This is a genomic window from Pseudarthrobacter sp. LMD1-1-1.1, from assembly GCF_040676255.1.
GTDB lineage: Bacteria > Actinomycetota > Actinomycetes > Actinomycetales > Micrococcaceae > Arthrobacter.
The window spans coordinates 401,622-426,981 of sequence record NZ_JBEGHP010000022.1; the positions used below are offsets into that span (position 1 = coordinate 401,622).

Sequence of the window (25,360 nt, forward strand, 5' to 3'; positions counted from 1 at the left end):
AAAGGCAGTTCCTGCACATGCCCGCTGTTGAGTCTTAGAGTCCTACCTGACAACCAGCTCGGAGGCGCCGACGCCGGTGGCCCGAAGCACAGAGTTATGCTCAACGAGGCTGGAGATGTCAAAAATGCCTTCCTTGGTTGCCTCGCGAGCCGGTGGAGCAGGGCGTGCCGGAGTTGATGCCAAGATATGGATATGAAGCCGCGCCTCTACGACCTCAGCTCTACATGGATGCTCCCTGCCTCACCCGAAAAGGTGTGGGCCGTCATCGCAGACATCGATATGAGCTGGCCCCAGTGGTGGCCGCACTGCACCTTCGCTGCGCCGCTTGAGCGAACCGAAGCGGCGAGCGAGGGTCAGGAGGAAATCCTGAAGGCCACCACAGCCCACCTCAACTTCAAGGCGTTCCTGGGTTACACGCTCACCATCACAATCCACCCCACGAAGGTCGCCGCGCCTCATGAAATAGAGTTCGACGCCGGGGGGCACTTGCAGGGCACGGGGCGGGTCACGCTGGTCCCCCAAGAGCAAGGCGAGGCAACGCGGATGGACATAGAGTGGCGCGTGCGGCCTACCCAGCGCTGGATGAATTTACTGACACCGATTGCCGCCCCGGCTTTCATGGCTGCACATGCCCTGATGATGCGACAGGGGGAAAAGGGCTTGAAGCGAGCACTGGCAAATAATCGGGCAAGGAAACCTGCGTAGACCCGTCTACATTCGCCTAGCCAGCTGAGGGCAACAGTTCTACGATGTAAGCAGGCAGCGGAGCTGGGGAGCCTTGGCAGCCCACAGTTCGAGCATGCAATAGCAGCCACTAAGAACGGGGGCCACGGTGAACCTTCATCCCACCCTCGCTGACAGCCTCCGCCGCCAGGAGTCCCCATCCCCGAGCGACTGGGAAGCCACCTTCCGCACCATGGTCCTCTACCACCTGGCAGCAGATATGGAGCTTGGCTTCTTCCTCTCGTACTACCGGAATTTTGCTATCCCAAGCATCGCGGCCACTCTCTACCGGAACGGCGAGATACAGGAGCGTCCCATGAAGCGCTCCTACGACACTGCAATCGTCATCTACGAGCTCATCGCAAGCGGCCTCGACAGCGACCGGGGACAGCACATGGTCGCCCTACTCAATCGCGCTCACCGCAACGTCCCCGGCAGCCAAGACGATTACCTCTACGTCCTCCTGACCCTGCTGGTCGTCCCGATCCGATGGGCCCAGCACAACGCGTGGCGCCAGCCCACAGAAGCAGAGCTGGCCGCTGCATCCCGCTTCTTCGCTGAGCTGGGGTCCCGAATGAACATACACGGCATGCCCGATACCTATGCCGAAGCGGAGCAATTCTTCGACCAATACGAGGCAACGCATGTCTCTCCATCGGTTGATGGCCAAAGGTTAATGGACGCGACCGTTCAGGTCTTCCAGAGCCGCCTGCCGCTTCCTCTACGACCTTTCGCAGCGCGCCTGATCAGCGTGATGCTTGCTGATCGCCGCCTCGTGGCCGCGCTCGGGCTCCCGCACACCGGCCAAATCTCCCGGGCCGCCCTAAGGAGCATGTTGGCAGTCCGCAACAGCTTCCACCGGCGGCGGCCTCTGAACCGAAAGCCTCATTTCACGCCAGGAAAGGCGGGCTCGTCTTTATACCCGAGCGGGTACTCGCTCGACCAAATCGGCCCCGTCAATGTTCCTACCCCCTCAACCTTCCGAAGCAATGAACTATCGTGAAGCTCGAAAAGTAGCCCGCAAGGCGGAACAGGGCTTTGGCTTGCCCAAGGCCCCAACGCTTCAGCTCATCCAGGACAAGCTGGAACGGCAAAGAAATCGGCCCATCATTGTCGACGAGTTGCCCGGCTTATCCGGATCGGGGCTATGCGGCCTCTGGCTCATCTGCGCAGACCGAGACATCGTCTTGCATGCCCCCGTGAAGTCGGCCTGGCACCGGCAGCAGATCGTCCTTCACGAGTTCAGCCACATGATTCTCTGCCATGATCTCCAGGAGAGTGTTGGAGACCTTGCCGCCACCTTCCTGCCTGACCTGAGCGAGGACGTACTCCGCGTGCTCGGACGCAGCAGCTACACAGATGGCGCAGAACTCATGGCCGAAGCCTTGGCGGACCAGCTCGCCACTCGGATCATCAACGGCGACGTCGATGCCATGCCCGAGCCCTTGGCATTTCGCCAAGTATTCGGCTGATGGAAGCGGTCCCTGCCGCCGCACTCTGGGTCCTGACCATCCTCAGGCTTCCAACAGCGCTCGATGCACACCGGGGAAGTGTCTTCCGCGCCACTATCCTCGCCGCAATCGCCTGCACCCTTTATGTTCCGGCCGTCTACTACACCGTCGATCCATTGCTGGGCGGACATAACCGCATCGGGCTGGTTACCCTCCTTTCCTTGCTCCTGGGATTCTGGCAGTTTCGCACGGCGATTCTTCTGGCAGCCGTTACAGATACAGAAGTACGACGGCGGCAACTCGCCTTGGGCAGGTTCGCTGCTGCCGCCGTGTGCAGCACAGTGACGGCCGGGTTTCTCGCCAGCCGCGTCGATGAAACTGATCCCAATTTGCCCCTGACCTACGCTGATCAGCCCGGGATGGCAACCTTCCTCTGGACAGGCTCCGCTTTCATCATGTGGGTCTGCCTCGATATAGCCCGGGTCTGCCGCAGCAACGTTCCGCACATGCATGCACAGGCCTTCCGATCGGCATTCACTCTTATCGCAGGGGGATGCGTCCTGTTCGCACTTGTCCTGCTGGACCGGCTGATCTACGGAGCTGTGATCGCAGCTGAAGGCGCCGGCAGTCAGGCAGCTGTCGCACTGACAAGCTTCTACTGGATTGGCGAGACGGTTGCTGTGCTCCTGGTCAGCTTCGGACTACTTCTCCCCCGTTTGGCGGGACGCCTCCGGCAAGCGAGTTTCGGACTGCGCGCAAGGCTGCTCCTCGTAAAGGTCAATCCAGTCTGGAACGAAGTTACAACCTGTCAGCGCGAGCTGGTCCTGCAGGACCGCCGCGCGGCCTTGTCTGTACTCTTCAGCCGACATGCTGAAACCCAGCTTCACAGGTGCCTGATTGAAATACGAGATTGCGAAATGGCGAGCCCTCTAGCCCGCGAGCGCCTCAACGCACACCACATGTTGGTTGTCGAACGCGCCGAGCTCTTACTCGAGAGCCGCTCGGCGGCCTACTTACCTCGATAGGATCCAGTCTTCACACCTCTGGCATCCAAGGCATCAGCGTTATATGTCGTCACGGCCAGTCATGTCGCCCCGCTGAGCCTCGCTGATGAATCAACGTGAACCAAAAGAATTGCGAAGAGTGCCGCACCGCTTTCGAAGCATCGAGGAGGAGCCAACGGTTCTGCTCCAAACGTTGCGCAAACAGACACCGGAGCCGTCGCCACCGAAACACCATCCGATCTTCCACAGTGCCGGCAACAACTTTGAGCTCGCCGCACCTCAAAGCGCAGTTGCAGGCCACGAAGCGTCGCCTGGAGTCCGAGAGGACATCCTGCGAGCGCCAACACCAAATGATCCAGTCCAAGCTCCGCTCTCAAGCAGCAGAGATCGACCGGCTCGAAGCCGAGAGTTCGGAACAGCGACTAAGCAACAACCTCCTCCAGTCGGAGGTAGCACGCCTTAAACGAGCTCAGCGGAACAATGTGCAGGATCTGGCCCACACCGCGGCCTTGCTTGTCTCAATCTCCCGCGCCAAGGGGGTGGCTCTTGACCTCCGGACCTTGGACATCCTCCGACGGCGGGGCTGGGATCCAAGCAAACAACAGCAAGCAGGGGCACCTCGACTGTGACCATGTCTATCGCACGTCTGTCTGCCCAGTCGGGTCTGCGCTACCTGTTCAAGACGACCATGACGGATGACGTTTCCGTTTCTCCCTCAGACTCAACCTCGTATTACATGAAGGCGGGCACACCGCAGGGTCATTGGATTGGCGGCGGACTAGACGGCATCAGTAAGACGCCAGGTGACGTCATCACGGAATCCGACGCAAGAGCGGTTTTCGACCTTGCGGTACATCCGCAGACCGGCATTCCCCTGGGCCGGCGGCACGCCCGACCTGCCGCTGTCGAGAACAAGACCGGCCAGTCAGCTCAACGGAACGCGGTCGTTGGCTTCGACCTGACGTTCAGCGTGCCAAAGTCGGTGTCCGTACTCTGGGCCCTGAGCCCCTGTAGCAAGCAACAGCAGATCCTGAGAACCCATCACGAAGCGGTGGAGGCAACCCTTGGATGGCTGGAGACGAACGTCATCCACACCAGGGCCGGCCGTAACGGCGTCGCCCACATCGGCACGCGCGGCGCTGTTGCCGCAGCCTTCGACCACTGGGAATCACGCACCGGCGATCCGCAGCTCCACACCCATTTGGTTATCGCCAACCGCACACAACGCGTCACCGACGGAGCATGGGTCACTCTCGACTCCCGTGCTCTCTATAAAGCAGCTGTCGCGGCAAGCGAACACTACAACGGACTCCTGTTCGACGCCCTACAACGGAATCTCGGGTGCGACCCCGAGATACGCACTCCCCTCACCGCAACCCGCAACCCCAGCCAACAGCTCACCGGAATCGACGAAAAACTCATCCGCGAATTCTCCAATCGCTCCCGCCTTATTGATTTGGAAACTGATCGGCTAGTGGCTTCATGGACCGTAGAACACGGCCATCCCCCAACCACCACGACAACCATCAAGCTCCGCCAGCAGGCAACTCTTACAACACGCCTACCGAAGACCGAGAGTCCCACACCACTGCACCAACTCTCGGAACAGTGGCAGGCTCGAGCAATTGCCAAAGGTTTCCAGCCAGCTGACGTCCTCGCCCACACAATTAACCGTTCCCGCGTCGCCCCGTTTGCCTTCATTGACTTCGCTCCCGACTGGACCTCCGCCGTCGCTACCGTCGCCCGGGAGAGGGTCGCTGAAAAGCGCTCAACCTGGAACCGCTGGAACCTCCTTGCGGAAGCGGAGAGAGTCTGCGCCCAAATCCGCTGCAGCACTTCATCAGACCGGGCCGCCGTGATAGATGCAGTCGCCACCGCTGCCGAACAACAATCAGTACCGTTGAATGACTACCGCTATTCCCTTCCAGCGGACGCTGGACTGGACCTGCAGCTCAATCAGCGTAGTGTTTTCGACTTCCATGGGTCACGCCTCTACACAGACGCTTCAACACTCGCTTGCGAGGACGTCACCATGGCAGCAAGGAAGGACGATGGCGGCCCGGCTGTCCGCCCAGAAATCATCATGGACTCGCTGAACAGTGGTCGCCCGCCGCAGGTGTCGAGGCTGCATGCCGATCAGCGCGCCGCCGTTGCCGACGTCCTCCTCAGCGGAAACCGACTGGACGCCATCGTCGGCCCGGCGGGAACGGGAAAAACCACCACGTTGGGCGCGATGAAGGCGGTTTGGGAGGCAGAGCATGGGGCAGGCAGTGTCATCGGGCTGGCCCCGGCTGCGGCGAGCGCCGAAGTGCTGGGACAGGAACTTCGCATGACCACAGAGAATGTTGCCAAGTGGCTGCACGAGTCCATGGGACACAGTGCGGCCGCGCGGGCTGAGCGCTTCTTCCATATCCAGGGGCTCCTGACTTCGTCCGAGTACAGCGACCGCCGGAGCATTGCATTCGCCCAGGAACTGGCCCAGCTCGCTGCGACTCACCAGCGGTGGTGCTTTCGCCCGAATCAACTCGTCATCATCGACGAAGCGTCCATGGTGTCCACCTTTCAACTTGCTGCACTCGCGCAACAAGCAAAGGAAGCCGGTGCGAAGATCCTCCTGGTGGGAGACCCCGGCCAGTTGGACGCAATCGACGCTGGCGGCGTCCTGGGCTGGCTGGACCGCCAGGGATTGGCCACACGCCTCAGCACTATCTGGAGATTCCATGAGGCGTGGGAACGGGCGTCGTCCCTCAAACTGCGGGCAGGAGACTACTCGGCCATCCAGGACTACGAGCAACATCGGCGGATCCGGCACGGCTCCTACTTGGCCATGGTGGACCAGGCGTATCTTGCGTGGCAGGCCGACAGACGGGCCGATAAGTCATCCATCCTTATCGCCGCCGACAATGAGACGGTTACCATTCTCAACGAGCGCGCCCGAGCAGACCTGGTGGCCCAGGGAGTTGTGGATGCAGAGCTTGCTGCTCAACTTACGGACGGCTTGCAGGCGGGTTCCGGTGACACCATCATCGCCCGCGGCAACAATCGCCGACTCATCGACAGCGACGGCGAATTTGTTCGAAACGGAACGCTGTTCGATGTCACTGCCGTCAACAGGCACGATGGCTCGGTTCTCGCAGTGCGGCGGGAGACTGGAGCGAGCGTCGTACTCCCCCGGGCCTATCTTGAAACGTCCGTTGAGCTCGGCTACGCGACTACCGCTCACCGATCCCAGGGCCTTACGGTCGATATCGGGCACACAGTGGTCACCCAAGGACGTTTGACCCGCGAGCTGCTCTACGTGAGCATGACCCGCGGCCGGTCCGGGAACGTGGCATATGTCAGCGAGGGCGACGACTCAGAACACCAGGCCGTCGACCCCTCGCAGCAGCTGTCGTGGCGCAGCATCCTCGGTGAGATATTGGCCGCAGAAGGTGCCGAGCGGACTGCACACGAGGTCCGCGAGACAGAGCGGAGGAAGGCGGACAGCCTTGAGCGGCTGTCCGCCGAGTACGACTATCTGGCGCAGATTGCTGCCGGTGAGGACCTCAGGCGCTGCCTGGGAAAGGTTGCAGCGGTCGCTGTGGGACTAAGCGCGTCACCGTCGTGGGGTGCCGCAGTTGCTGCCTGGCGAAAGGCCATAGCGGTCAACCGTCACGGGGCAGAGTGCGTCGTGGAGCGAACCGTGCAGGACAGCCATTCAGTGCACGACCCGATGGCCCTGGTTAGCGCGCGGCTTCGTCGCTACGCAAAAGGAACACCGACGACGGCGATAGACCCTTTGCGCGAATCGTTCCCTGTGCTGGGACCCGAGTTGGCAGACATGATCGTCCAGGTCCGCGGACGCATTCGGCAACGGATGGAATCCGTCAGCTGGGCTGCCCTGACGCAGGATGCTCCGTGGAAGGACGAGCTGACTGCCGCCGTGGGTGCGACAGAATCCTTGGGCGGACTGATTCGCGACGTTGCCCTGTTCAGGGACAGATGGGGAATCTACGATTCCCACCTGCCATTGGGAGCTCCCCCAGCGGACTACGAGTGGGAACAGTTGCAGCAGCGGGAAGAAATCCAGGAAGCAATTGAAAGCGCCGGAAGCTGTCAGGCCGACCCTCACATGGAGATGAGCCCATCTGACGTGCACCGATTGCAGGATGTCGTCCTTACGAGTTTCGGCTGGCAGATCTAAGCTGGTTGAAGAGGCAAAACATTGGTCGTGAACCCAGCGGTGAAACCGAGAGTTGCGACAGCCGGGTTGGTACTGGCCACCGTGGCTGTCCTGACTGCGGCTGCCCTTTCTCTGGTTCTCCTGCCCTCCGCCGGCGTCCCCTTCTTTGCAAAGTCAATGGGCGGGGCCACGCTGTTCGCGGCTGCACTGCTTACCGGATGGCAGTGGTGGCGACGTATTACACAACGGCGCGCCTGGCTGGAACAGGCGACGGAACAGTGGAGATCCTTCAGCAATGCCAAAGCGCTCGGCGGCACCACAGCGGAGGTAACGCTGGTCAGCGTTGACGCAGTACAACCCACAGGCTCCTGGGTCACAATCCAATGGGATCGCTTCAACCATACTCAGCGGGCCTGGCTGGAGTCGTTGCCGGATCCGATCTGGCCCGGATCAGTCCTGCTCATCTCCCCGGACCCAGCCCAGGTTGTACCTGGCGCGCCATGGCCGGACACCTACTTCATTCAGGCGGTCGATTGTTTAGCCTGGGCACCTGCCGAAGGCCGCGGAGTGGCGCCCGTAACGCCATCCGTTGTGAGGGCGCGGAACACCTGAAGCTCCTGCCGCTGACTTGGTCCTAAAACCCCTATTCGAACATATGTTCTATAGTTATTTGCGTGATCAAATCCGGCTCGCCTGAAGACCTCGAGCGCATGATGGCCCGGATGGATGCTGAGTCGAGCCGTCCCATCGATGATCCGGCGCCGATTCGGGACTTCCCAAAGTACGGCCGGCCGTTGGTGTATGTCGGCGGAATCTATGGCAAGGCCGTTGGCTGGACCCACAACTACGGGCTCATCGAGTGGCTGGATTCCTCCGGCAAGTACCACATGGGATGGGCTCACTCTTCCAGCATTAAACGGATGGAACCGGACGAGTGGAAGGGCAGTTCGCGGCTGTAACAGGCACCGCGGTCCATCAGCGAGAAAGCAAGACGATGGCCTGGTCCTCCACGGAAGGACCAGGCCAACTTCATGTCTCGTTAGTGGGCAAGCTCAGTAGGCTCACCCAACGGCGCAGGGTCAGAGACTAACCTCATTCCGCGCCGGCTCGCCGAAAGGGGATACCGACACCGGCCCCGTGGTTGCGATGTTGTACGCGGGCTCCGGCGCCGCCTGCAAGCCTGCCTCTGGTGAAGCGCCCGGCCCAGCGGCACGCGCAGAACGCTGGTATGCAGCGGTACCGAAGCGAAGGTCCGGGCCAATGGTCTCGGCGACGATGCGACGAGCCTCGCGCCGCTCCCCATCCTTTTCGAATGAACGGAATTCCAGCTCACCCGAAACGGTGACAGGGTCCCCCTTCTTCAGCGAATTGGAGGCATTCTCGGCGAGCGCCCGGAACGCCGAGACGTTGTGAAAAACAGGTTCCCCGTCATGCCAGGATCCGTCTGGACCTTGGACCCGCTGGTTCACCGCAACGCGGAGCTTGGCGTGGGCTACCCCCGACTCACCGTAGGTCAGATCCGGATCTGCCACGAGGTTGCCGGCGATATTGATCGGTATCTTGGTGCTCATGTCGTGCGTCCTTCCTTCGCGGACGGGGCTTTCCCATCCAACGCTTTATCGACTGGCCTCACGGGCCAGACATTTCCAAGCCCTGCGGCGGTCCCTCTGCCGGCTTCACGCCCGCGAATGTTTCCTGGCCTTCAACCCGCAGGGAGGCTTCCGCAGCCGGAACCTTCCCGCCCAGTCCTGGCGGATCGGTCACTTCGAGAATTTCCTTACCTGCGGCCGTCACCCGACCAAGCACTGATTTGGCAATATCCACGCGTGAGGCCGGCTTCCGCGACGTAGCTCCGGCGGCTGACTGCTCCGCTTCGATAACAGCGTCAGCCCAGCCGGACAGATAGCTAGCTGATTGAGGACCTCGATCAATTCCATGCGCCTTGAGCACGGTGTAGGCCACTGACTCCGCCTCGACTTCGGCCAGCCCACGGTGATCCACGCTGCTTCCGTACAGCTTCCCCACCTTGTCGTCTGGCCCGTGAAGCAGAACGTGCCCCAGCTCATGCGCGAGCACCGCTACGCGTTCCTCTGAGTTCAGCCAGCCACCTACCTGAACGCGGTGCTCGGCAAAGTCCGTGAAGCCGCTTGTGAGCCCGAACTGCGAGTCCGTGACGTGCACTGAGAAGCCGTGAGCGCGGGCAACGCCGGCCAGCGACTCCCACAGCCGCGGCACTTCAACTGAAGTGCGTCCAGCTGATCGAGGAACCAGCAGCGGGGTACCCTCGGTTTGGGAGACGTCGAAGACCGCCTGGCCCCGCCAGCCAGTGATGAGCGTCTTCTTCCCCTCGTCGACGGCGCCCTTGGGAGCCTTGTCGCCAACAGGGATGCGTTGACGTGTGCCGTCAGGCAACAGCACCTGTTGGACGCGGGCCGTCCTTGGCGCAATCACCCACAACGCGTGCTCACCGCGAAGAACAGTCCGGCCGTGCCGCTCCCATTCCTTATAGCCGGCCACGAGCGTGGGTTCGTCGGTACCGCGCTGTGCCATCTGCACCATCAGCAGGGCAACGTTCCCCCCGGAGTAGCGCCACAGGCTGGCGGAAGCGTCGAGGAGAACCCGCCAATGTGAGGGCGACTCGACAGCCTCTTCAAGAATCGAGTGGAGTCCGTCCATCAACGCAGCAACGCGCTCCTCCGGCGCCATTCGCCGAGTCTCCAACGCGGAGTTCAGGCCAGCGGTTGGGCTTGACGGAACTTCGGGTGCAGCGGCCACGACAGCCACCCTTCTGCTTCTTGGACCGCAGCTAAGCTGCGCAGACACCGGTTCATGGTTACCGGATCATCCGAGCGACATGACTCAGAATTCGGGAACCAGTTGATGGGCCGCCTTGCACCAGTCGAGGAAGACCGGATCGTCGTTCGAAAGGATGCGCGGCGCGGACTCCTTGTGTGCCTGCAGTCCGACGCATCCGGCCGCCCTGGTGTGCATCCTCAGACGTTCGACGGCGTGTGGGAGCCTTTCGTGAAAGACGAGGGGCCCAAAGCCCGGATCGTCCGTCGTGTAGGAGGCCAGCTCCGCGCGGTGCAGCGCGTACAACTCGGCCACGATCTCGGGGTGCCTCCACCAGCAGTCCGGGACGACCGACGTCGTCAGTTGGTAGGTGGCCACGAGCCATCGCACCCAAGCAAATAGCGACCGCCATGCCTCCTGTGATTGCTCGGTCGTCATCTCCCGCCAGCGGCGGGTCACGGATTTGGGGCCAGCCGGCCCGGCAAATGCCGACCTGAAAAGTTGTGCAGTGATTTCGTCGTCCCCAAAGGAACCTGAGGAGGGAACATCAAACTCATCGACGTTGTCACGGCTATGCATCGGGAGTCCCTTCGGTCTTCTGTTGACGCTGCTTGTGCCCGTCGGCCAACAGGCGCTCCATCTCAGCCTTCAGCCGGCGCAGTTCCCCCGCGTCCTTGCGCTTGTGCCATTCCAGGAGATCCAACAGAATAGGCCGCGTGCGCCGACCCAGCATGAGTGCCGTGCCAGCAGGGAGGCGTCGAATCTCGTCCAAGGCGATCACCGGACGGTCGCGAAGCTGTTCACCGTCCTGCCGGCCCTGAGACGACCAGGAACGCGTAGTGAGCGTCAGGCTGCGCTCACCGAGTAGACCGGCTAGCGATCGGAGATCGTGTTCGTCAGATCCACCTCCGAAAATCACCTTGATGATGGCGGAGTCCCATATTGTTGACGCTTCATCGATGGACCAGCCCGAGCGGGCCTGGGAGAGGGATTGGAGGACGACCAGGGTGGAGATGCCGATGCCGCCGCCATCAGCCAGCGCCACGGGTAGGCCCGGCCAGGGAGCCAGGTTGGCGATCTCATCGAGTACGAGGGACAGCGGCGGCTCAAGCCTGCCGCCTGGCGAAACGAACGCCATTTCGCGGGCCGCGCTGTCGATGTCGTCGATCAGCGCGGAAAGATATGGACCGGCGGCAGCCGCGCCCGCGCGCGTGCCGATCAAATAGAGCGTGCCCCGTTCTCGAATGAACGCCTTCGGATCAAACTCCTCGGACTCGTCCTGCGGGTTCAGTGCCGCCAAAACCTTCGGTGAAGACAGCGGGGCAACCGCTGCCGAGACACCTATCCAGGAGTTCGAGGTATTCCGTGGGTCGTCTTCCAGGATTCCCATCAGGTCTGACTGCCAGCCAAGCGCCGCGCCAGGCCTGCCCAGCACCTCCAGCGCTTCCCGGGCCAGCACGGGACTGGAGGACCAGCGTCGGAATGCAGCCACTCCCTCGCCGGACAGCGCAGCAGCATGGAGCAGGCATTGGAGGACGATCAGCGAGCGCTTCTGCCACGCAGCGTTTTCGCCCTTCATCTCCGTGTCCGCGGTAATGACCAGCGCTCGCCGGGTGGCAACGTCCGGGTCCTCGCATCCCCGAACCGGTGACCAGCGGAGGGACGACGGCAAACCTGACATGCCCTGCGGATCGAAAACCGTCACCGGTCGATTGTGAGAAGCCCTTGCCTTCATGGTCACTACAAGGTTGTCTGCCCGGGTGGACGTCGTAACGACGGCGCCCGGCGCGTCGAGGATTGCATTGATGACTACATACAGACCCTTGCCGGACCGGGGGGCACCTTGGATCACCATCGATTCTTCAGTGGAGACGTGGACCGTGACGCCGCGGGAACGGCCCAGGGTCCAGGACAGGTCCTGGACCGAAGGCTTCACCGGTCCCGGGCGCGTGAACTTCCCCCGCTTCTGCACCGCCCTCGCCCCAAAGTCGTGGACGATTTCGGCGCGACGGGCAACTCCGTCGCGGTTCAGGATGTCCTGCCGGAGCCACGCCCCCGATTGCTGCCACCGCCTCCACGCAATCAGCGCAGCCACGGCGAGCGCTCCGACCAGCAGCAGGGCCGGAGCCAGGATCCACCAAACGCTGTCCGTGCCGATTGCGCAGTCCCCACGGCGGATGACTATCCAGTCCATCCTGTTCGCCAAAAGTCCGACGACGGCACCCGGGTTGAAGGGCGACGGCGGCAAGGCGCCGCAGTGCCAAGAGATCGCGAGCTGCGCCGCGGCCTGCACCAGCGCGCAGAGACATACGTAAGCTGCCGCTCCCACGAGAGCAGCGGTGACGAGCGGATTGTCGCTGGCAGCCCGGGAACTCGCTGGCCGTCTCACAGCATCCTTTCGTCTGTCCCGAAAACGGCCAACTCGTCGGTTGTCACCCGGTTGGCAACGATGAAGGAGCGGTTCCCGACTTTCCAGAGACCGACGCCCTTCGGAAGGTTCTCAACGTGCTCGCACTCAGCTTCGGTGAGGCCCAAGGCTTCCTTTGTAAGTCGCATGGCATCGTGCTTCTGGCGGTAAATGATCCTGGTATCTGCTTCGGTGAGGAGGCCCAGGGCTTTCTGCCGATGTCCGCTGGTGCTGTCACCGATCTCGTTGAGGTCAGCGACCTTATGCATGATCAGCAGGTTGGCAATGCCGTATGTTCTGGCAAGGCGCCACTGCTCGCTCATCTTCGCCAACATGTAGGGATCGGCGAGCATCCGCCAACCTTCGTCGTACACGACAAGGCGCTTGCCGCCGTCGGGATTGGTGATTGCCGCCTCGAGCCAGGTGGCGCCGCAAGCGGCGGCTAGCGAAAGGGCCTGCTCTGACGCTCCGATGAGGGCGGAGGTATCCATCACCATCATTGGGGCGTCCGCGTCGAAGGCTACGGTGGACGGAGCATCGAACATGCCCTCGAGATCACCGGACACCGTGCGTCGGAGGGAATGGCTGACGGCGGTTCCGCCCTCCGCGCCGACGAGAGCCACCATCTCCTTCGACGGTCGCAGTAAATGGTCAAGCACCATGGGCAGCGTGGGGTTGGAGTTTTCCGCCATGGTTTCCATGAGGGCGATATCCAAGGCGGTGTGCTCGACGGGGCGGAGCGGCATGCCTTGACGCATGAGGGAGACCAGTGCCACCAGGAGATACCGGCGTCGTTGCCGAACGACAGCCTGCCACTGAGCTTCGGTGAGGGCGCTTGACCGTGGCCCGGCGTCCAGCGGGTTCACTCGTGCGGGACGGCCGGGTCCGACGGAGATGACTTTGCCACCGACAGCTTTGGCGACGGCGACCCACTCACCCTTGGGATCAGAGGCGACTGCTGCTTTCCTGCCCAACGTGATGGACCGCGCTACGAGCGACTTGCCGCACATCGATTTGCCTGTGCCGACGGTTCCGATAACGACGATGGATGGGCCGCTGATGATTCCTTTGTCGTAAAGGATCCAGGGATCGTAGGAGAAGGCTCCTGACCCGAAGACATCGGTTCCGATGTAGGTGCCTTCGTGCCCCAGCCCCGATTCGGTAAGAAAAGGGTAAGCGGCCGCGAAGGTCATGGTTGAGGCGCGGTGCGGCGCTGGACGTAACCGGTGCGGGCCCCGGAGCGAGTTCGGTTCGTTACTCCCCCAATCGCCCGTCAAGCGAAACTTCTGAAGTCCCGGCTGTTCATCCTCCGACGGAGCACCCGGCCGCCCGGACTCCTGTGGTGCCTGTCGGCGTCGTGCTTTCCGCTCGTCCCGGTTCCTGCCCGACGGAAGGTATTCGAAAGTGGCCTTGGTCGTCTTCATCGCAGTCCCCTTCCCAGTGGCAGGCCGCTGGCAACAAAGGCCGCCCATTGCTGCCCGTAGAGAAGCCGCAGCTCAACAAAAGCGCCCGCCGCTGCGGACTCAAGCTCCTGGCGGTGCCGTGCCAAGTCCTCCAATGACGTCGCTGTGACCGTCATATATGCGGCCGGGCGGACGTCACCGTGGCCGGCGACAATCTCTTCCTCTCGTTGTGTCACTTCTTCCTCCTCGGCCCTTTGCTCACGGGTGAGCGGTCTGTCGAAGCGTGCATTGATGCGGCGACGGGTCTCGTGAGCTTCCTGGGCTGAGCGAATGTCACGAAGTGCTTCGGCGGTCGGGACCGCCCGAATAACCTCGGTGAAGGTGTGACGGAATTCGCCCACATAGATCACGGGGTGGAGGAAGCCCGGGAAGACTTTCTGCCGCGGCCATTCAGCAATCCAGAAGGTCTGGTGGAAGCCGGAATCTGTCCGCAGGTACGTCCAGTGCTCCTCTACGCCCATCGGGCTCTGCCTCATGAGCTCATCCGTAGATTCTGCTGCTGGTGCATTCGACGCCGAAGCTGTCGCGGCCGTCGCTTTGCCGGGGGGCAGAAGGGCAGGATCGAAGGCACCGCGGATGATGTCAAGCAGCCCCGGCTCGCCGAGCCATTCCTCGACCTTGACGTTGTGGCTACCCAGCGACGTTCGTATCGCCTCGACTTCGAGCCGGAGGACGTGTTCAAGGCCGGTGACGCCGCCGCCCGACTCCCTGATCCGCCGCCGCGCCTTGCTCGTGTCCAGGACAACCGAGACAACCAGCTCATGACTCATAGCTGAGCCCGCGGCGCCCAGTAAGTCCTCGTACGCACGGCGTCCCCAAGCAGCATCTTCCCTGCGGTCTCGCGCCGGCAGAGCATTCTCCCTGTAGAAGTCCCAGAGGGACGATGACGGGTAGGGCAGGGTGTAGTCCTGGATGGCGATGCGGGCAACGCTTTGGCGTTGGGCCATGCCGGCCTGAACGCGTGACCAAGCCTGGACTGCCCACGCTTTATCATCAGCATCCAGGAGAGCGAACGAACGCGTACTGCACCTCAGCACCGCGATTGCTTCCTTGCCGTGGCCATCGACCAGGAAGCATTCCCCACGGGCGGTTGTTCGAATCTCCAGATTGCCCAACCCACCCGGGAGGGCAAGTCGGCCGGCGAGGCGTGGAGCTTCGGGCTTCGCGAGGAACCTCGTCTGGCCCGCAGCTGCGCGGTAGAAGAACGTCGCGATCTGTTGTGCCCAGACTGGATATGGGACGCGGGAGTACTGCAGTATTCCGAGCAGTACCAGCGCGAGCCACACAGGCCCAGTGGTGAACAACCCGACCGGGCCGTTGCTCGCGGAGGCCACGATGGCGACCGCAACTCCCCCGGCCACAAGCAGCAGCTGATACCACTTGAGCCCGAGGAAGAAGCCGCGGCGCTCGTACCTTGGGAATTTGACGGCTTCCAACGCGCGGCCGTCTTCAGACATGAGGGGTGCCTCCCTTCGGAGGATCAATTCTTGGCGGCTGGGGTTTCGGAGGTTGCGTGTTCGACGACCCGCGAAGGTCAGCGGAAGGCCGCGCTCGCGGTCCCGGTTCTGTACGTGTCCTCTGCTGGGCTGGTGCTGGAGTGGTGCTGCCCTGGCTTCGCGGACTAACACTTACGAACGCTGTCGGTTCCGCGGACTGTGGCGCTTCCGGTGATCCGGTTGAGGACCCTGTTTTTAGGGCTCTCTGTCCTCCATCACGGTCCGGTGAGGTCAACCCGGCGGGTACAGGAGGAGCTGACACCTGTGTCGGAAAGACGTTCCGACTTGAACTGATAGGCCGTGTCATGGCGGAGCGACTCACCAGGCTCGCGAGCGTCAGTCGGCCGCCTGCCTGCCGACTGATCTGCCGTGCGGCAACGCTAGTGCTCCGGGCCAGGACGTGGCCACCGCCCGCCGTTTGGGCAGCTGCAGCCAGTTCCCCTCCGGCGAAGCTAACGAGGCGCAGGGCCATCATGGGTGCCCCACATGCCAGGGCCATGCCTACGGTTCCGGCGGCCAAGCCCGCAAACGACTTGGAATCGGCGAAGAGCTTTACGGCGACGGCTAAGACGGTAGCGGCCAAGGGCTTGGCCACAACCAACGCGATGACGACTTCGCACCAGCGACGAGCCCAGGATTTTGTCTTGTCCCAGGGCAGCAGCATGAGAGCCACGGGAGCGACCGCGGCGAGGACAACAAGGGCGAAGGAGCGGAAGATCATCGAACACATCAGGATGAAGGCGAGTATCCAAACGACCACGACGGCCATCATGGTCACCACGGCCGCACCCGCCGGCCCGCCGGTGGTACCGGGAGCCAGCGAGACCAGGTTCCATTCCCGGCCGCTTCCATGCGGCGCTCGTTCAAAGCCGAAGAGCCGCATGAAGACGAGGTAGGGATCAGAGCCAATTGACTGCAGCAAAGCGGCAGACGCTAGATCTGTTGTCCTCGTCAACTGCCGGACGAGGTACACGGCGGCGCCCACCAACGGGATGGCGACGGCTCCGCCTATCATCGCCCTTCCAATACGTCTAGGTTGCTGACTAATGAGCCCGGAGAGCAGCTGCAGAATCATCACGACGGCGAGCGGGGTCAGCATTACAACCACCCACCAGCTCGTCAGTCCTTTTATCGACAGCCATTGGGAGTCGTCGACGTTCGACACAGTGAAAGCACCCGTGATGAAGGCCCAGAGCCATGACGCCATGTTCTGCAGGATGTTTGCGAACAGTGACGTAACCGCGCCGAGGGCGTTGTCGTTTGCCTGTGACACCAGTCCGCACCCGGGTGGCCACCATCCATTGAGGTCGCACTCAACGGGCATGACCTAGAACCCGAGTGGAAATGCGGTCTGCGACCAGAGGATGTAGCCGTTGATGCCGCCAAGGATGGCAGCCACCGGCCCTGTCCAGAGGAGGATCACGCCTCCGCTGGAGGCTAAGCGCGACGATTGGCTCAGCTTGCCCGCTAGCAGTAGCGCTGCGCCGATGATCGCCACGATTGCGATGATGATGAAGGCGCCGACGAGGATGCCGCCGCCAATTTGTTTGAGCGATTCAAGGAAGGGGAAACTCGCGTTCGGCGTGATCCCCGGGTCCACAGCTATCAGAAACATGGGTGCTCCGTCCGTCGTATTCCATGGAGTGAGCAGATGAGCTCAAACGTTCATGGAATGAGCGGCGGCCAGCGACATGACCTGAACATCACGCCTTTTGGACGGTATGACGACCAGTCGTAAAATGACCCCACTCACCGCTGAGGTTTGTCTCCCACCAGGATCTTCCTGCGCTGACACGCCTCTGGCCCAGGCGCCCCACCTGTGGCCACGTGAGCCCTCAGCGCGGAAGCAGGTCGAAGTAGGCGGTACCCGAGTTCCAGCTAATGGGATGTAGCAATGTGCCGACGGCAGGGTTCAGAGCACTCCACATCATGCCGTTGCCGGCGTAAATGCCGACGTGCCCCCAATTGTCCGGTCCTTGCGGATTCTGGACCACCAAGTCCCCCGGTTTAGGGTCGTTGACCCGTACCCCAAGACGCCACTGCTCTACCCGGGGCAGTTCGATACCGGCCTGCCGGTAGATCCACTGCACATAGCCGGAGCAGTCCCAGGCCTTGAATGCAGTGCCACCCCACACATACCGTCCACCTAAACCCTCCTGGGTGAACCGCAATATGTCCTGGCGGAGTTGACTCAACTTTTCCCACGATCTCCCAGGCCCCACTGCCGGCGGCGCCGAAGATGGACAAGAAGTAGACCTTGTGTCCGTCTCCAGCGCAGCAACGACTGCTGTCGCCGCCCGCTCCCAACGCGCATAGAGCTCGGGAAAAGCAGATACCTGGACAGCTTGAGCAGCAAGGCCTTTGTCCATTGCCTGCCATCCCGGTATGTCGAGCAGCCCTCGAGGACTTCCTCGGTTAGGTCCCAGCGGGCCGCCGTAGAAGGCGCGGGCGTTGTAGAAAGCGTCCATAAGCTGCTCAACAGTCCCCCACCCCGCAGCAGGACGCTGTTGGGCCGAGCCTATCGAGTCATGGTCGCTGCCAACGCCGTCATTCGGAAAGCCCATGGAAGCCGGCACGGTGGGGTTAGCGAGCACGCGCAAACTCGACTCCTGCATCGCCATCATGATGGCAATGACCTGTCCCGAACGGGGTACGCCAAGCTGTTTGCCGACCCCGATGTACTCGCGGGCCACGCTTTGCTGTCGCGAGTTCAACTCGTATAGCACCTGGCTGCCGTCGCGGACCTCCATGTCGCCGTTTGTCCCCATGCCAGTGCTGATAGATGTAGCATCAGCTGGAGCACAATTGACAGTTGGCTCGTCCCTCATACCGGCAAATAGAGCCGCGCCCGCGACGAAGGCCATCAGCGAGAGCAGCACAACGGCGGACGCAGCTGCAGTGATTACCTTCAGCAGTGCCCGTCGCCTGACCAGACCTGCCACGGCCACAAAGCCGACCATCAGTAGACGATTCGCTCTGCGGTCGCATAGAAGGCAACCATGGCGCAGTGGTCAGTCGGAGCTGTAACAGCGGGCGGGCAGTTCAGCATCACCGTTATAGGTGCGGAATAGGTGTTTCGGTCCCTGCTGGTCTCATCGACCACTTGCACGATTACAGTGCACACATGAAGGCCTACCCAGGGCGGTGGGAATTCCTGAACTTTCGCTAACTGAAGATCGCAGCGAACAGACTGCGCTGTGCCGCTGCGGCGCGCCGACTGCTGTCCCAGACTTGCAAAGGAAGCAGCAGTCACACCAGTGGCCTCGAACTCTTTGACCAACACCGATAAGGGGTTGGATCCATCGGGAAGCAACTCCCACCACGAGCGCACCCGTGCATACACATCCGAGTACGACGACGAACGGCTGTCCCACGTGTAGATTCCCTTTGCTGCCTCTACAGCGAGCGCGCGGAAGTCGCGCGTTGGAGGAAGATCAACACGTGAGGCCAGTGCGGCCGCATCGGTTTCGTCAGGGACGTCAGAGGGCGCCGTTGCTGAGGGCGTCCCGGAAGATGCCGGCGCTACAGGCGTGCGTGGTGCCGCACTTGGGACTGGCGCCGCACCCGGCCCATGGCCCGGCCAGAACAGATAAACGAGGCCACCTATCAGCAAGAGAACGAAGAGTCCGGCAACGAATGAGCGCTGACGGCCTACCGCATGGAGTGCGCGCAGTCCCCGGCTTCCCGTCCCCCAGCCAACCATGGCTTAGGCGGGCTGCCTGTTGGTCTCGTGCTGGAGCACCCGCCAAGCCGTCCGGTACAACTGCCGTGCGAAACCGATATTCACGGCGACATACCGCTCTGTGACACCGAGCTCGGTCGCTAGCGCGGTCATCTGCACGGACCTGGGCAGGCCGCGCAGCCCTGGACGAACTATGGTCTCAGCGACTCTTCTCAGAACAGCCGTGGGAAGGCAATCGGCAGCGCACCGGCAAAGACCTTCCATGCTTAGCCCCGGCTCGGGGTGGCAGTCCAGTGCAGCACTGATCGTCATAGCGGTCTGCCGCACGACAGTAACGGCATGCCAGCGTCGTCTGTCCGTTGGCGATGGGGGTCCGTAATGTCGTGGCCCAACCAGACTAGAGACAGCGAGTTGCCACGTGTCCTCCTTGACGTTTCTCTGCACCAAGCCAAGCATGGCCTGCGCCCACGCGTGGTCGACGTACCTCTCAGTGCTGTCCAAACCCAACCCTGCGCCGACGACGGCAAGAACTTCAGGTGAGGATTCCGCCGTCGTGAAATCCATGAGCAGCGGCAAAGTCTGATGGCTGAGTTCGCGCCGGACGTGTGCCGCGCAGATTTTGTTGCAGACGCCTTGGACCCAAGCTTCGAACGGAATTCCCGGCAACTCCCGGTAGCGCCCTTTTGTCACGCCGTCCCAGACCGCGACCCGGATGTCCTGAATAATGTCGTCCACATCGCAGGTACGCCCAATCCGTGCCAGGCGCGACACGACGTAACCCTGCACGCTGTTCACCGCGCTCATGATTTGGTCGAGCGGTATGTTGCACTCCCCTGCCGCAGGAGGGTTCAGCAACGAGACGTCGACAGTGACGGTCTTGGATGGTTCGGAGCTGTTTTGATTTGGCTTAGCGTCGATTTCCACGACTTCACCACTTTGTTCAGATCGAGTAGTTAGCAGAGTCGCGGAAGAGGCCACTCGCGGACGTGGATACACATATCCAGCAACGATCAGTAGAAGCTACAGAAATTATTGTCGAAGATACTTATAGTATCGTCAAGGGTGCCGTTCTTACGTTTTCAGGAACCTTCGGGAAGAATGTGGCTATGCCGCGGATTACCCAGCCACACGACGCCGCCTGGTCGGCCGCCGTTGAGGCTGCCGTCGCTACATTCGGTAACCGGTCCCGGAATGAAATTCTCCGATTCCTAACGGCTAACGGACCGGCGACACGGGGCGACATTGTCGCCGCAGTCAGCGCCGGCGAACCGAGCGTAGCTAAGCACCTCACGGCCCTGGAGGACGCGGGCGTGGTGATAGTCGACGTCGAACCTGGGCGCCGCCACGGACGGTCGCCCCGGTACTCTGCCAACGCAGTCCGAATAAAGGAACTGCTCGACGCGCACCTGAGCTACCTGCTCGAGAAGTAGTGGCAACGTTGCGACGGGGATCGCGCCTATTCGACCTACTCGGCTGCTTCACCTGCGTCTGACGACGCACCCGCCGCTGCCTGCTCACCTTCCGGCCGCCGACTGATGTCCCTGTTCAAATACTCTGTGATGGCACGAAGCGTCTCTGGAGACACATCACCAAGAGTCCTGGCCGCAAAGGTCTTCACACGGGCTGCGCGCAGGGACTTCACAAACTCAAGCTGTGAATCAATGCGCTCGGGCAGGTCAGCGGCCTCGCCACCCTGCAGATACCCAGGGTCGACATCGAAGATTTCACACAGAGCTCCAAGCAATGCCGGGTCACTGACGAGCCTCCCCGTGCCGTCCTTCATGTAGAACCAACGGGCCCTGGAAAGCTTGATTCCCCTGCTCTGCAGCTTCTGCTGAACCTCACGAAACGTGACAGGCTGACCTCGCTCGGCAACCACAACATCAAGCAAAAGGTTCAGACGCCGCGCCAATTCTGCTTGCGGAGACAAGCCCCCACCGAACGCCCCTTGATCAGAAGACAAAACCCGCCTCCCTCCTGTCCAACGCTTCACGACGGCCCTGGTGCCCAGTGTATTCCTCTACCGAACGCCGCCTGTAAGAAGGCTTGCCGGACCCTTCCATCCCCTTGGGGATGAGCGTATCGTTCACCTGTAGACCCGTCTACAGATGGTCCAGCCCTCCCCCAACGTCATTCGGTGGTGGTCTCCTTGGTAGAGGACATCTTGATGAACCGGACGCGAAGCCGACTCCTTCGCTTCCTGATCGCGCATGGCCCAGCGTCTTGCGAGCATGCCTCCCGTGCCCTGGGACTGTCGCAGTCGACCGTCCGTCGACAGATCATGCTGCTGATCGACGCCGGTCTGATCACCCCGCTAGCAGGAACGTTCGGCGCCCAAGTGGACCTAATTGAGAAGCATCTTCAGGAGCTATCCGCAGGGTTCCAATGTCCTGTGACCGACCTCAGGAACCCAGACCGTGAGGACGCGCACTTGTCGGAATCACCGTTCCACTCCTGCGAATGCCAGGAACGTCGGAGTAAACCAGCTGAGAAAGGTCAGATCGTTTTTTAAGTGGTACCCCTACATGGCTGAGATCGGCTCCGCCGGTGCCTTGGAACCGCGTGATCTATTTCGCCGAAATGAGATTGTCTTCCGGGCCGAAATCCGGGTTGGCTTGGAAATCCTTTCCACTAAAACCCTGCGCATTGCTGACCTCATGGCCTAGGCGGGGGCAAAACTGATGCCTTTCCGCTCTGTAGCTTGCAGCTCTTATATGCTCTTGCATCTGGGCCACTGCTAGTGGGGACCTTTTGGGGAGGACATGGACATGGGGATGTGGAATAAGTTCAAGCAGCTGAAGGCCGGCATCGAAGCGGTGTCTTCGACCCTCGCCCCTTCAAATCGCACTCTGCACATCAAAGGCGACAACGACGTCGTTGTGGTCGCTGGGGAGTACTTTTCCAAGAACTCGCAACGAGTACCGGTTGGCCAGCAGTTCACGGTAGAACTGCGGCGGGAACCAAGAAACACGCATGACAAAAACGCAATTATGGTCCTGCGCATGGGGAGGCAGATCGGCTACTTCAGCGCCTTCAAGGCTGAGCGTTACGCCCAACTCCTCGATATTGCAGGACGCAACGGGCAACAATTCACGCGCTCGCTGGTGCGCAGAAAACGGCGCACGGGGACAAGATCACGAACGTTCAGATGCCGTCAGTTTACGATCTTGCTGTCCAGCTCGGCCCTGCAGCCGACCATGTCGCCGCGGCTAACAAGCCGCCGGTCGAGGCCACCTTTAAGCAGCTTGACAAGTACCAGGATCAATTGACGAGGGTCCTCGCAGGCATGCCTCAACGCGAGATACGGGCCAGCATCGTGCTGCAAGAAACCGTCTCTGGCAAGTACAAGGGCAAAAACCTGGTCTCCTTCATGTATCAGGGCGAAGAGATCGGTGTACTACCTGCGCAATACCGCGAGAGCCACCAGGAATTTTTTGAAGCGGCAGAGGCTGGCGCAACAAAGTGTATGGTACTCGTCCGGCAGTACGACGAACGAATCTGGGCCAGAGCCAGCGTTTACTAAAGAGCCTAGTTCCCGCCGCCGATGCTTCCCTCGTAACCGGAGCGCAAGTCGGCCTCGGTGAGGGTGACAGGCGTACGGTGGCGGAAATTGATGGTGTGGGAATATTGCCCGGCAGACACGCTGGGTACCTCCCACGTCAACACAGTTCTTGGGTGTAGCGGACTGCTTTCCGTTTTTATCGCGGCCTGTAGCGACGACGCTGCCGCCGTTGCCGGTGATCTTGACCGCACTATCTATCTTGAGATCGTGGTAGCCGCCGGTTGGATTGCAGTTGTCGTTACTCTTGTCAAAGACATTGTGCAGGTCCCGGTTCACGCTCAACGACTCGACCATCATCAGCGATCCCAAAGCAGTGAAAGGCGGGCACGAAAGTGGACGTAGGTGTTACGGGAGCGGGCTTATTGCCCTGCTTATTTCGGCCATGGAACGCAGGAGGCCGGGAGAATCGCTGCCGACGATCGAATCGAGGCCAGGACTGCGGCGACCACCGCCGCAACCTGGGCCCAAAGGGCAATGTCTTCTTTTGACACTAGGCAGTCCCCGGTCTCCAATCCCGCACCTGCGTCGAGTTTCAAATCTCTTCGCTAGTCATTGGCGCCCCGGATAGATGCGATTAATTCCTTTAGTTCATTGATGGTATCCGGCTTGGTCTTCAAAACCTTCGCCTTCGGAGGGCCCACAAAATTGACTCCTTTAGTGGAAGCCAAGTGGCGGGTGAAATTGTCAGGATCCTAGCACCTAAGCTGCTCACACTCCTTTCGGACGGCCGCAACCCTATCGCCTGCTTCATCTAGACCGAAGTGGTACGCCGCTGTCATAGCAAGAGTTGCTGCCCTTGTCTGGGCTGACCGTGACGCGCCCAGCTTCCGCGCAGGAACATTCAGCCCCGGCAGACCCTCGTGGAGATAGAACACTTCCTCGAGTGCGTCTAGATCTATGCCTGTCTCGCGAGAAAACCTACTGAAGAAGTCGTTGCTGGACTCTTGAACAACAGGGGCGCTTCCGGCCATTTCCGGCTCATGGCGCTCATCAGGGGTGGGGTGGTGTCCGGTAGAGACGGGCGTCGCCGCATTCATAGGACTCAGAACAACGCCCTGGATACTAAGCGCCGCTTTGAACGCAACTTCGTGTAGATGCTCAGGAATGCCAGCTTTCTCAACGGCATCCCACGCAGCAGCAAGTTGTTCGGTTGTATCCACTTTTCCTCCCCAGCAGTTAGTCGAATACTACCGTGTGGTAGCACCGCAAACAGAAATAAGACACGGCTGAGTGTTTATTGAACACACCCCACCGCGACAATGATTCCGTCCATCAACCGGACCAACAGGCAAGGTCGGTGCGCGCGAAAAATTCCTGCGGTGCCAGGACCAAGGGTTTGCCGACCCTGTCTCCGTAAGAATTCAAGAGAATTCCCGCTCCAAGAAGGATAATAATCAGCGAGAGGATGAATCCGCCCGCTGCCCATAGCAGTTGCTCTGCGCGAAAGTCGATTGGAATTTATTGACGCCCGCCCGTGCCAACCCCCGGGCCCGTTGCGCCTGGAGAGTGGTTGAACTTGCCCAGGGCGGACCGCCATTCCTGGAAGACGGGACGCAGGATGCGCTCGAGGGGGCAGAACGGTGTCACGTTCTGATCACCGGTGCGCAGGAGTCCCGATTCCAGGTTCTGTGATTTCAGCTGGGGCTCAATCCGCTCTGAAAACGTCATGGGGCGCATCGGCGGTGAGCGGAAGATCACAAGCCATAAACCGAGTCCAAGACTCACACCGCAGATCAGGGACATGATCGTTATCGGAGCACCCTTTCATCCTGCGGCAGGGCCCCGATCTTCAGCATGACCGTGTAGCAGATCACCCAGACCACCAAAACGCCTAGCAGAACCGCCCGCCCCTGAGGCGTGTTGTCCCGGATTGCTGCAGGCCTGGTTGCAAGAAGAAGCATGACGATCCAGGGCGTGGCGACGGCAAGCCGGCTTGCGTTGATTGTCCAGGACTGCCGGGCTTCAAGCTCACAGCGTGTCCGCGCGTTCGCGCAGGAATTCGGCCAGAGCGCCGAGGAGCTTCCCAAGGTCCGAGCCCCCAACTTCCCGCGTCAACCGGAGCGCCTCGATGATACGGTCGGCAAGCGGATCAGCGAGCCGCTGCTTCAGCTTGCTGAGAGGACCGTCAAACTGGCCGCCTGCGCAGTAGTCAGCACCAAACTCGCGGAACGGCGGCCGCAGTTCCTCGGGTCCTTTATCTCCGAGCTGGATAAGGGCCTCCGGCATTGGAAGTCCTGCACGGATCGCTGACCGGAGGTGGTCCCAACATCAGGGCCAGAGTTGGCGCAGCAGGGCCGTCCTCTTTTTGGCCCGCCACCGGAGAATTGTGATCGGCAGCCCGTCTCCAAAATGCAACCGGCCATCGGCCAGGACCGGCTGAGGGCACAGAAGACGAGTGCCACGAAAATACCAAATCCCAGGCACGTACCGGCCAAGCCCCGGGGCGATACCTTGTCCACGCCCGCGGCAGCGAGCAGGTCAGCCAGGCGACCGGGCTTACCTTCCCGGTTGCCGCGGGCAGGCTTGTCCGAGCAGGACCACCAGATGAGGAAGAAGCCAACGCCCCCCGCTGTTCCGGCCAGCGTCGTGATCATCGCGGATCCAGCAGTGCCGGAAC

23 protein-coding genes and 2 pseudogenes are annotated in these 25,360 nt (G+C 61.4%); 11 read left to right on the forward strand and 14 right to left on the reverse strand.

What is annotated here, in order from left to right:
- The first annotated feature begins 192 nt into the window (after window positions 1-192).
- From MRBLMD1_RS12380 to MRBLMD1_RS12405, 6 genes are all read left to right on the forward strand, one after another.
- Window positions 193-705, forward strand: a complete 513-nt coding sequence (locus tag MRBLMD1_RS12380) for an SRPBCC family protein (RefSeq protein WP_364399984.1) — start codon at window positions 193-195, stop codon at window positions 703-705.
- Window positions 706-916: 211 nt separating this feature from the next.
- The gene (locus MRBLMD1_RS12385) at window positions 917-1,726 is read left to right on the forward strand and encodes an oxygenase MpaB family protein (protein ID WP_364399987.1); all 810 of its coding nucleotides are present in this window, start codon (window positions 917-919) and stop codon (window positions 1,724-1,726) included.
- A complete protein-coding gene (locus MRBLMD1_RS12390) occupies window positions 1,713-2,195 on the forward strand; it encodes a hypothetical protein (RefSeq protein WP_364399990.1) in 483 nt (160 codons plus the stop codon). The genes MRBLMD1_RS12385 and MRBLMD1_RS12390 overlap by 14 nt, the downstream gene beginning before the upstream one ends.
- Window positions 2,195-3,199 (forward strand): DUF6545 domain-containing protein, encoded by a 1,005-nt coding sequence (locus MRBLMD1_RS12395; RefSeq protein WP_364399993.1) that lies wholly within the window; start codon window positions 2,195-2,197, stop codon window positions 3,197-3,199. The genes MRBLMD1_RS12390 and MRBLMD1_RS12395 overlap by 1 nt, the downstream gene beginning before the upstream one ends.
- A 610-nt stretch (window positions 3,200-3,809) precedes the next feature.
- Window positions 3,810-7,361 carry a MobF family relaxase gene (mobF, locus tag MRBLMD1_RS12400; RefSeq protein WP_364399996.1) on the forward strand — a complete coding sequence of 1,184 codons (3,552 nt, stop codon included), beginning with the start codon at window positions 3,810-3,812 and terminating at the stop codon, window positions 7,359-7,361.
- A gap of 653 nt (window positions 7,362-8,014) precedes the next feature.
- On the forward strand, window positions 8,015-8,299 hold the full coding sequence (locus MRBLMD1_RS12405; RefSeq protein WP_364399999.1) for a hypothetical protein: 285 nt from the start codon (window positions 8,015-8,017) through the stop codon (window positions 8,297-8,299).
- 120 nt (window positions 8,300-8,419) lie between these two features.
- On the opposite strand, the gene MRBLMD1_RS12410 is transcribed toward MRBLMD1_RS12405, so the two are convergent.
- From MRBLMD1_RS12410 to MRBLMD1_RS12455, 10 genes are all read right to left on the reverse strand, one after another.
- The gene (locus MRBLMD1_RS12410; RefSeq protein WP_364400002.1) at window positions 8,420-8,911 is read right to left on the reverse strand and encodes a single-stranded DNA-binding protein; all 492 of its coding nucleotides are present in this window, start codon (window positions 8,909-8,911) and stop codon (window positions 8,420-8,422) included.
- A 58-nt stretch (window positions 8,912-8,969) separates the two neighbouring features.
- The gene (locus tag MRBLMD1_RS12415) at window positions 8,970-10,046 is read right to left on the reverse strand and encodes an ArdC-like ssDNA-binding domain-containing protein (protein WP_364400005.1); all 1,077 of its coding nucleotides are present in this window, start codon (window positions 10,044-10,046) and stop codon (window positions 8,970-8,972) included.
- Window positions 10,047-10,199: 153 nt separating this feature from the next.
- Window positions 10,200-10,712, reverse strand: coding sequence for a hypothetical protein (locus MRBLMD1_RS12420; RefSeq protein ID WP_364400008.1), 513 nt, complete (start codon window positions 10,710-10,712; stop codon window positions 10,200-10,202).
- Entirely contained in the window at window positions 10,705-12,522 is a 1,818-nt protein-coding gene (locus MRBLMD1_RS12425) for a type IV secretory system conjugative DNA transfer family protein (protein ID WP_364400011.1), read from the reverse strand. The genes MRBLMD1_RS12420 and MRBLMD1_RS12425 overlap by 8 nt, the downstream gene beginning before the upstream one ends.
- On the reverse strand, window positions 12,519-13,733 hold the full coding sequence (locus tag MRBLMD1_RS12430) for an ATP-binding protein (RefSeq protein WP_364400014.1): 1,215 nt from the start codon (window positions 13,731-13,733) through the stop codon (window positions 12,519-12,521). Before MRBLMD1_RS12430 ends, MRBLMD1_RS12425 begins: the two co-directional genes overlap by 4 nt.
- A 227-nt stretch (window positions 13,734-13,960) precedes the next feature.
- The gene (locus MRBLMD1_RS12435; RefSeq protein ID WP_364400017.1) at window positions 13,961-15,460 is read right to left on the reverse strand and encodes an SCO6880 family protein; all 1,500 of its coding nucleotides are present in this window, start codon (window positions 15,458-15,460) and stop codon (window positions 13,961-13,963) included.
- Window positions 15,453-16,823 carry a type IV secretion system protein gene (locus MRBLMD1_RS12440; RefSeq protein WP_364400020.1) on the reverse strand — a complete coding sequence of 457 codons (1,371 nt, stop codon included), beginning with the start codon at window positions 16,821-16,823 and terminating at the stop codon, window positions 15,453-15,455. The genes MRBLMD1_RS12435 and MRBLMD1_RS12440 overlap by 8 nt, the downstream gene beginning before the upstream one ends.
- A gap of 3 nt (window positions 16,824-16,826) precedes the next feature.
- The gene (locus MRBLMD1_RS12445) at window positions 16,827-17,114 is read right to left on the reverse strand and encodes a hypothetical protein (RefSeq protein ID WP_364400023.1); all 288 of its coding nucleotides are present in this window, start codon (window positions 17,112-17,114) and stop codon (window positions 16,827-16,829) included.
- A gap of 220 nt (window positions 17,115-17,334) precedes the next feature.
- Window positions 17,335-18,459, reverse strand: a complete 1,125-nt coding sequence (locus tag MRBLMD1_RS12450; protein ID WP_364400026.1) for a C40 family peptidase — start codon at window positions 18,457-18,459, stop codon at window positions 17,335-17,337.
- Window positions 18,460-19,205: 746 nt separating this feature from the next.
- Complete coding sequence (locus tag MRBLMD1_RS12455; RefSeq protein WP_364400029.1) at window positions 19,206-20,105, reverse strand: hypothetical protein; 900 nt, start codon at window positions 20,103-20,105, stop codon at window positions 19,206-19,208.
- A gap of 182 nt (window positions 20,106-20,287) precedes the next feature.
- Here MRBLMD1_RS12455 and MRBLMD1_RS12460 point away from each other — a divergent pair, with 182 nt between their 5' ends.
- Window positions 20,288-20,611 carry an ArsR/SmtB family transcription factor gene (locus MRBLMD1_RS12460; protein WP_364400032.1) on the forward strand — a complete coding sequence of 108 codons (324 nt, stop codon included), beginning with the start codon at window positions 20,288-20,290 and terminating at the stop codon, window positions 20,609-20,611.
- 35 nt (window positions 20,612-20,646) lie between these two features.
- Here MRBLMD1_RS12460 and MRBLMD1_RS12465 read toward each other — a convergent pair whose 3' ends face one another.
- On the reverse strand, window positions 20,647-21,144 hold the full coding sequence (locus MRBLMD1_RS12465; protein WP_364400035.1) for a hypothetical protein: 498 nt from the start codon (window positions 21,142-21,144) through the stop codon (window positions 20,647-20,649).
- A 204-nt stretch (window positions 21,145-21,348) separates the two neighbouring features.
- Between MRBLMD1_RS12465 and MRBLMD1_RS12470 the strand changes: the two genes are divergently transcribed.
- The 4 genes and pseudogenes from MRBLMD1_RS12470 (at window position 21,349) to MRBLMD1_RS12485 (ending at window position 22,704) form a co-directional block, all read left to right on the forward strand.
- Window positions 21,349-21,693: a winged helix-turn-helix domain-containing protein gene (locus MRBLMD1_RS12470; RefSeq protein WP_364400429.1), complete on the forward strand. Its 345-nt coding sequence runs from the start codon at window positions 21,349-21,351 to the stop codon at window positions 21,691-21,693.
- A gap of 13 nt (window positions 21,694-21,706) precedes the next feature.
- Window positions 21,707-21,847, forward strand: coding sequence for a hypothetical protein (locus tag MRBLMD1_RS12475; protein ID WP_364400038.1), 141 nt, complete (start codon window positions 21,707-21,709; stop codon window positions 21,845-21,847).
- Window positions 21,848-21,955: 108 nt separating this feature from the next.
- A pseudogene (locus MRBLMD1_RS12480) lies at window positions 21,956-22,189 on the forward strand (hypothetical protein); the annotation flags it as partial.
- Between the two features lie 140 nt (window positions 22,190-22,329).
- Window positions 22,330-22,704, forward strand: a complete 375-nt coding sequence (locus tag MRBLMD1_RS12485; protein WP_364400460.1) for a hypothetical protein — start codon at window positions 22,330-22,332, stop codon at window positions 22,702-22,704.
- A 731-nt stretch (window positions 22,705-23,435) separates the two neighbouring features.
- Here MRBLMD1_RS12485 and MRBLMD1_RS12490 read toward each other — a convergent pair.
- From MRBLMD1_RS12490 to MRBLMD1_RS12500, 3 genes and pseudogenes are all read right to left on the reverse strand, one after another.
- Entirely contained in the window at window positions 23,436-23,903 is a 468-nt protein-coding gene (locus tag MRBLMD1_RS12490) for a hypothetical protein (RefSeq protein ID WP_364400041.1), read from the reverse strand.
- Window positions 23,904-24,201: 298 nt separating this feature from the next.
- On the reverse strand, window positions 24,202-24,411 hold the full coding sequence (locus tag MRBLMD1_RS12495; protein WP_364400044.1) for a hypothetical protein: 210 nt from the start codon (window positions 24,409-24,411) through the stop codon (window positions 24,202-24,204).
- Between the two features lie 80 nt (window positions 24,412-24,491).
- A pseudogene (locus MRBLMD1_RS12500) lies at window positions 24,492-25,337 on the reverse strand (type II secretion system F family protein).
- Window positions 25,338-25,360 lie beyond the last annotated feature (23 nt).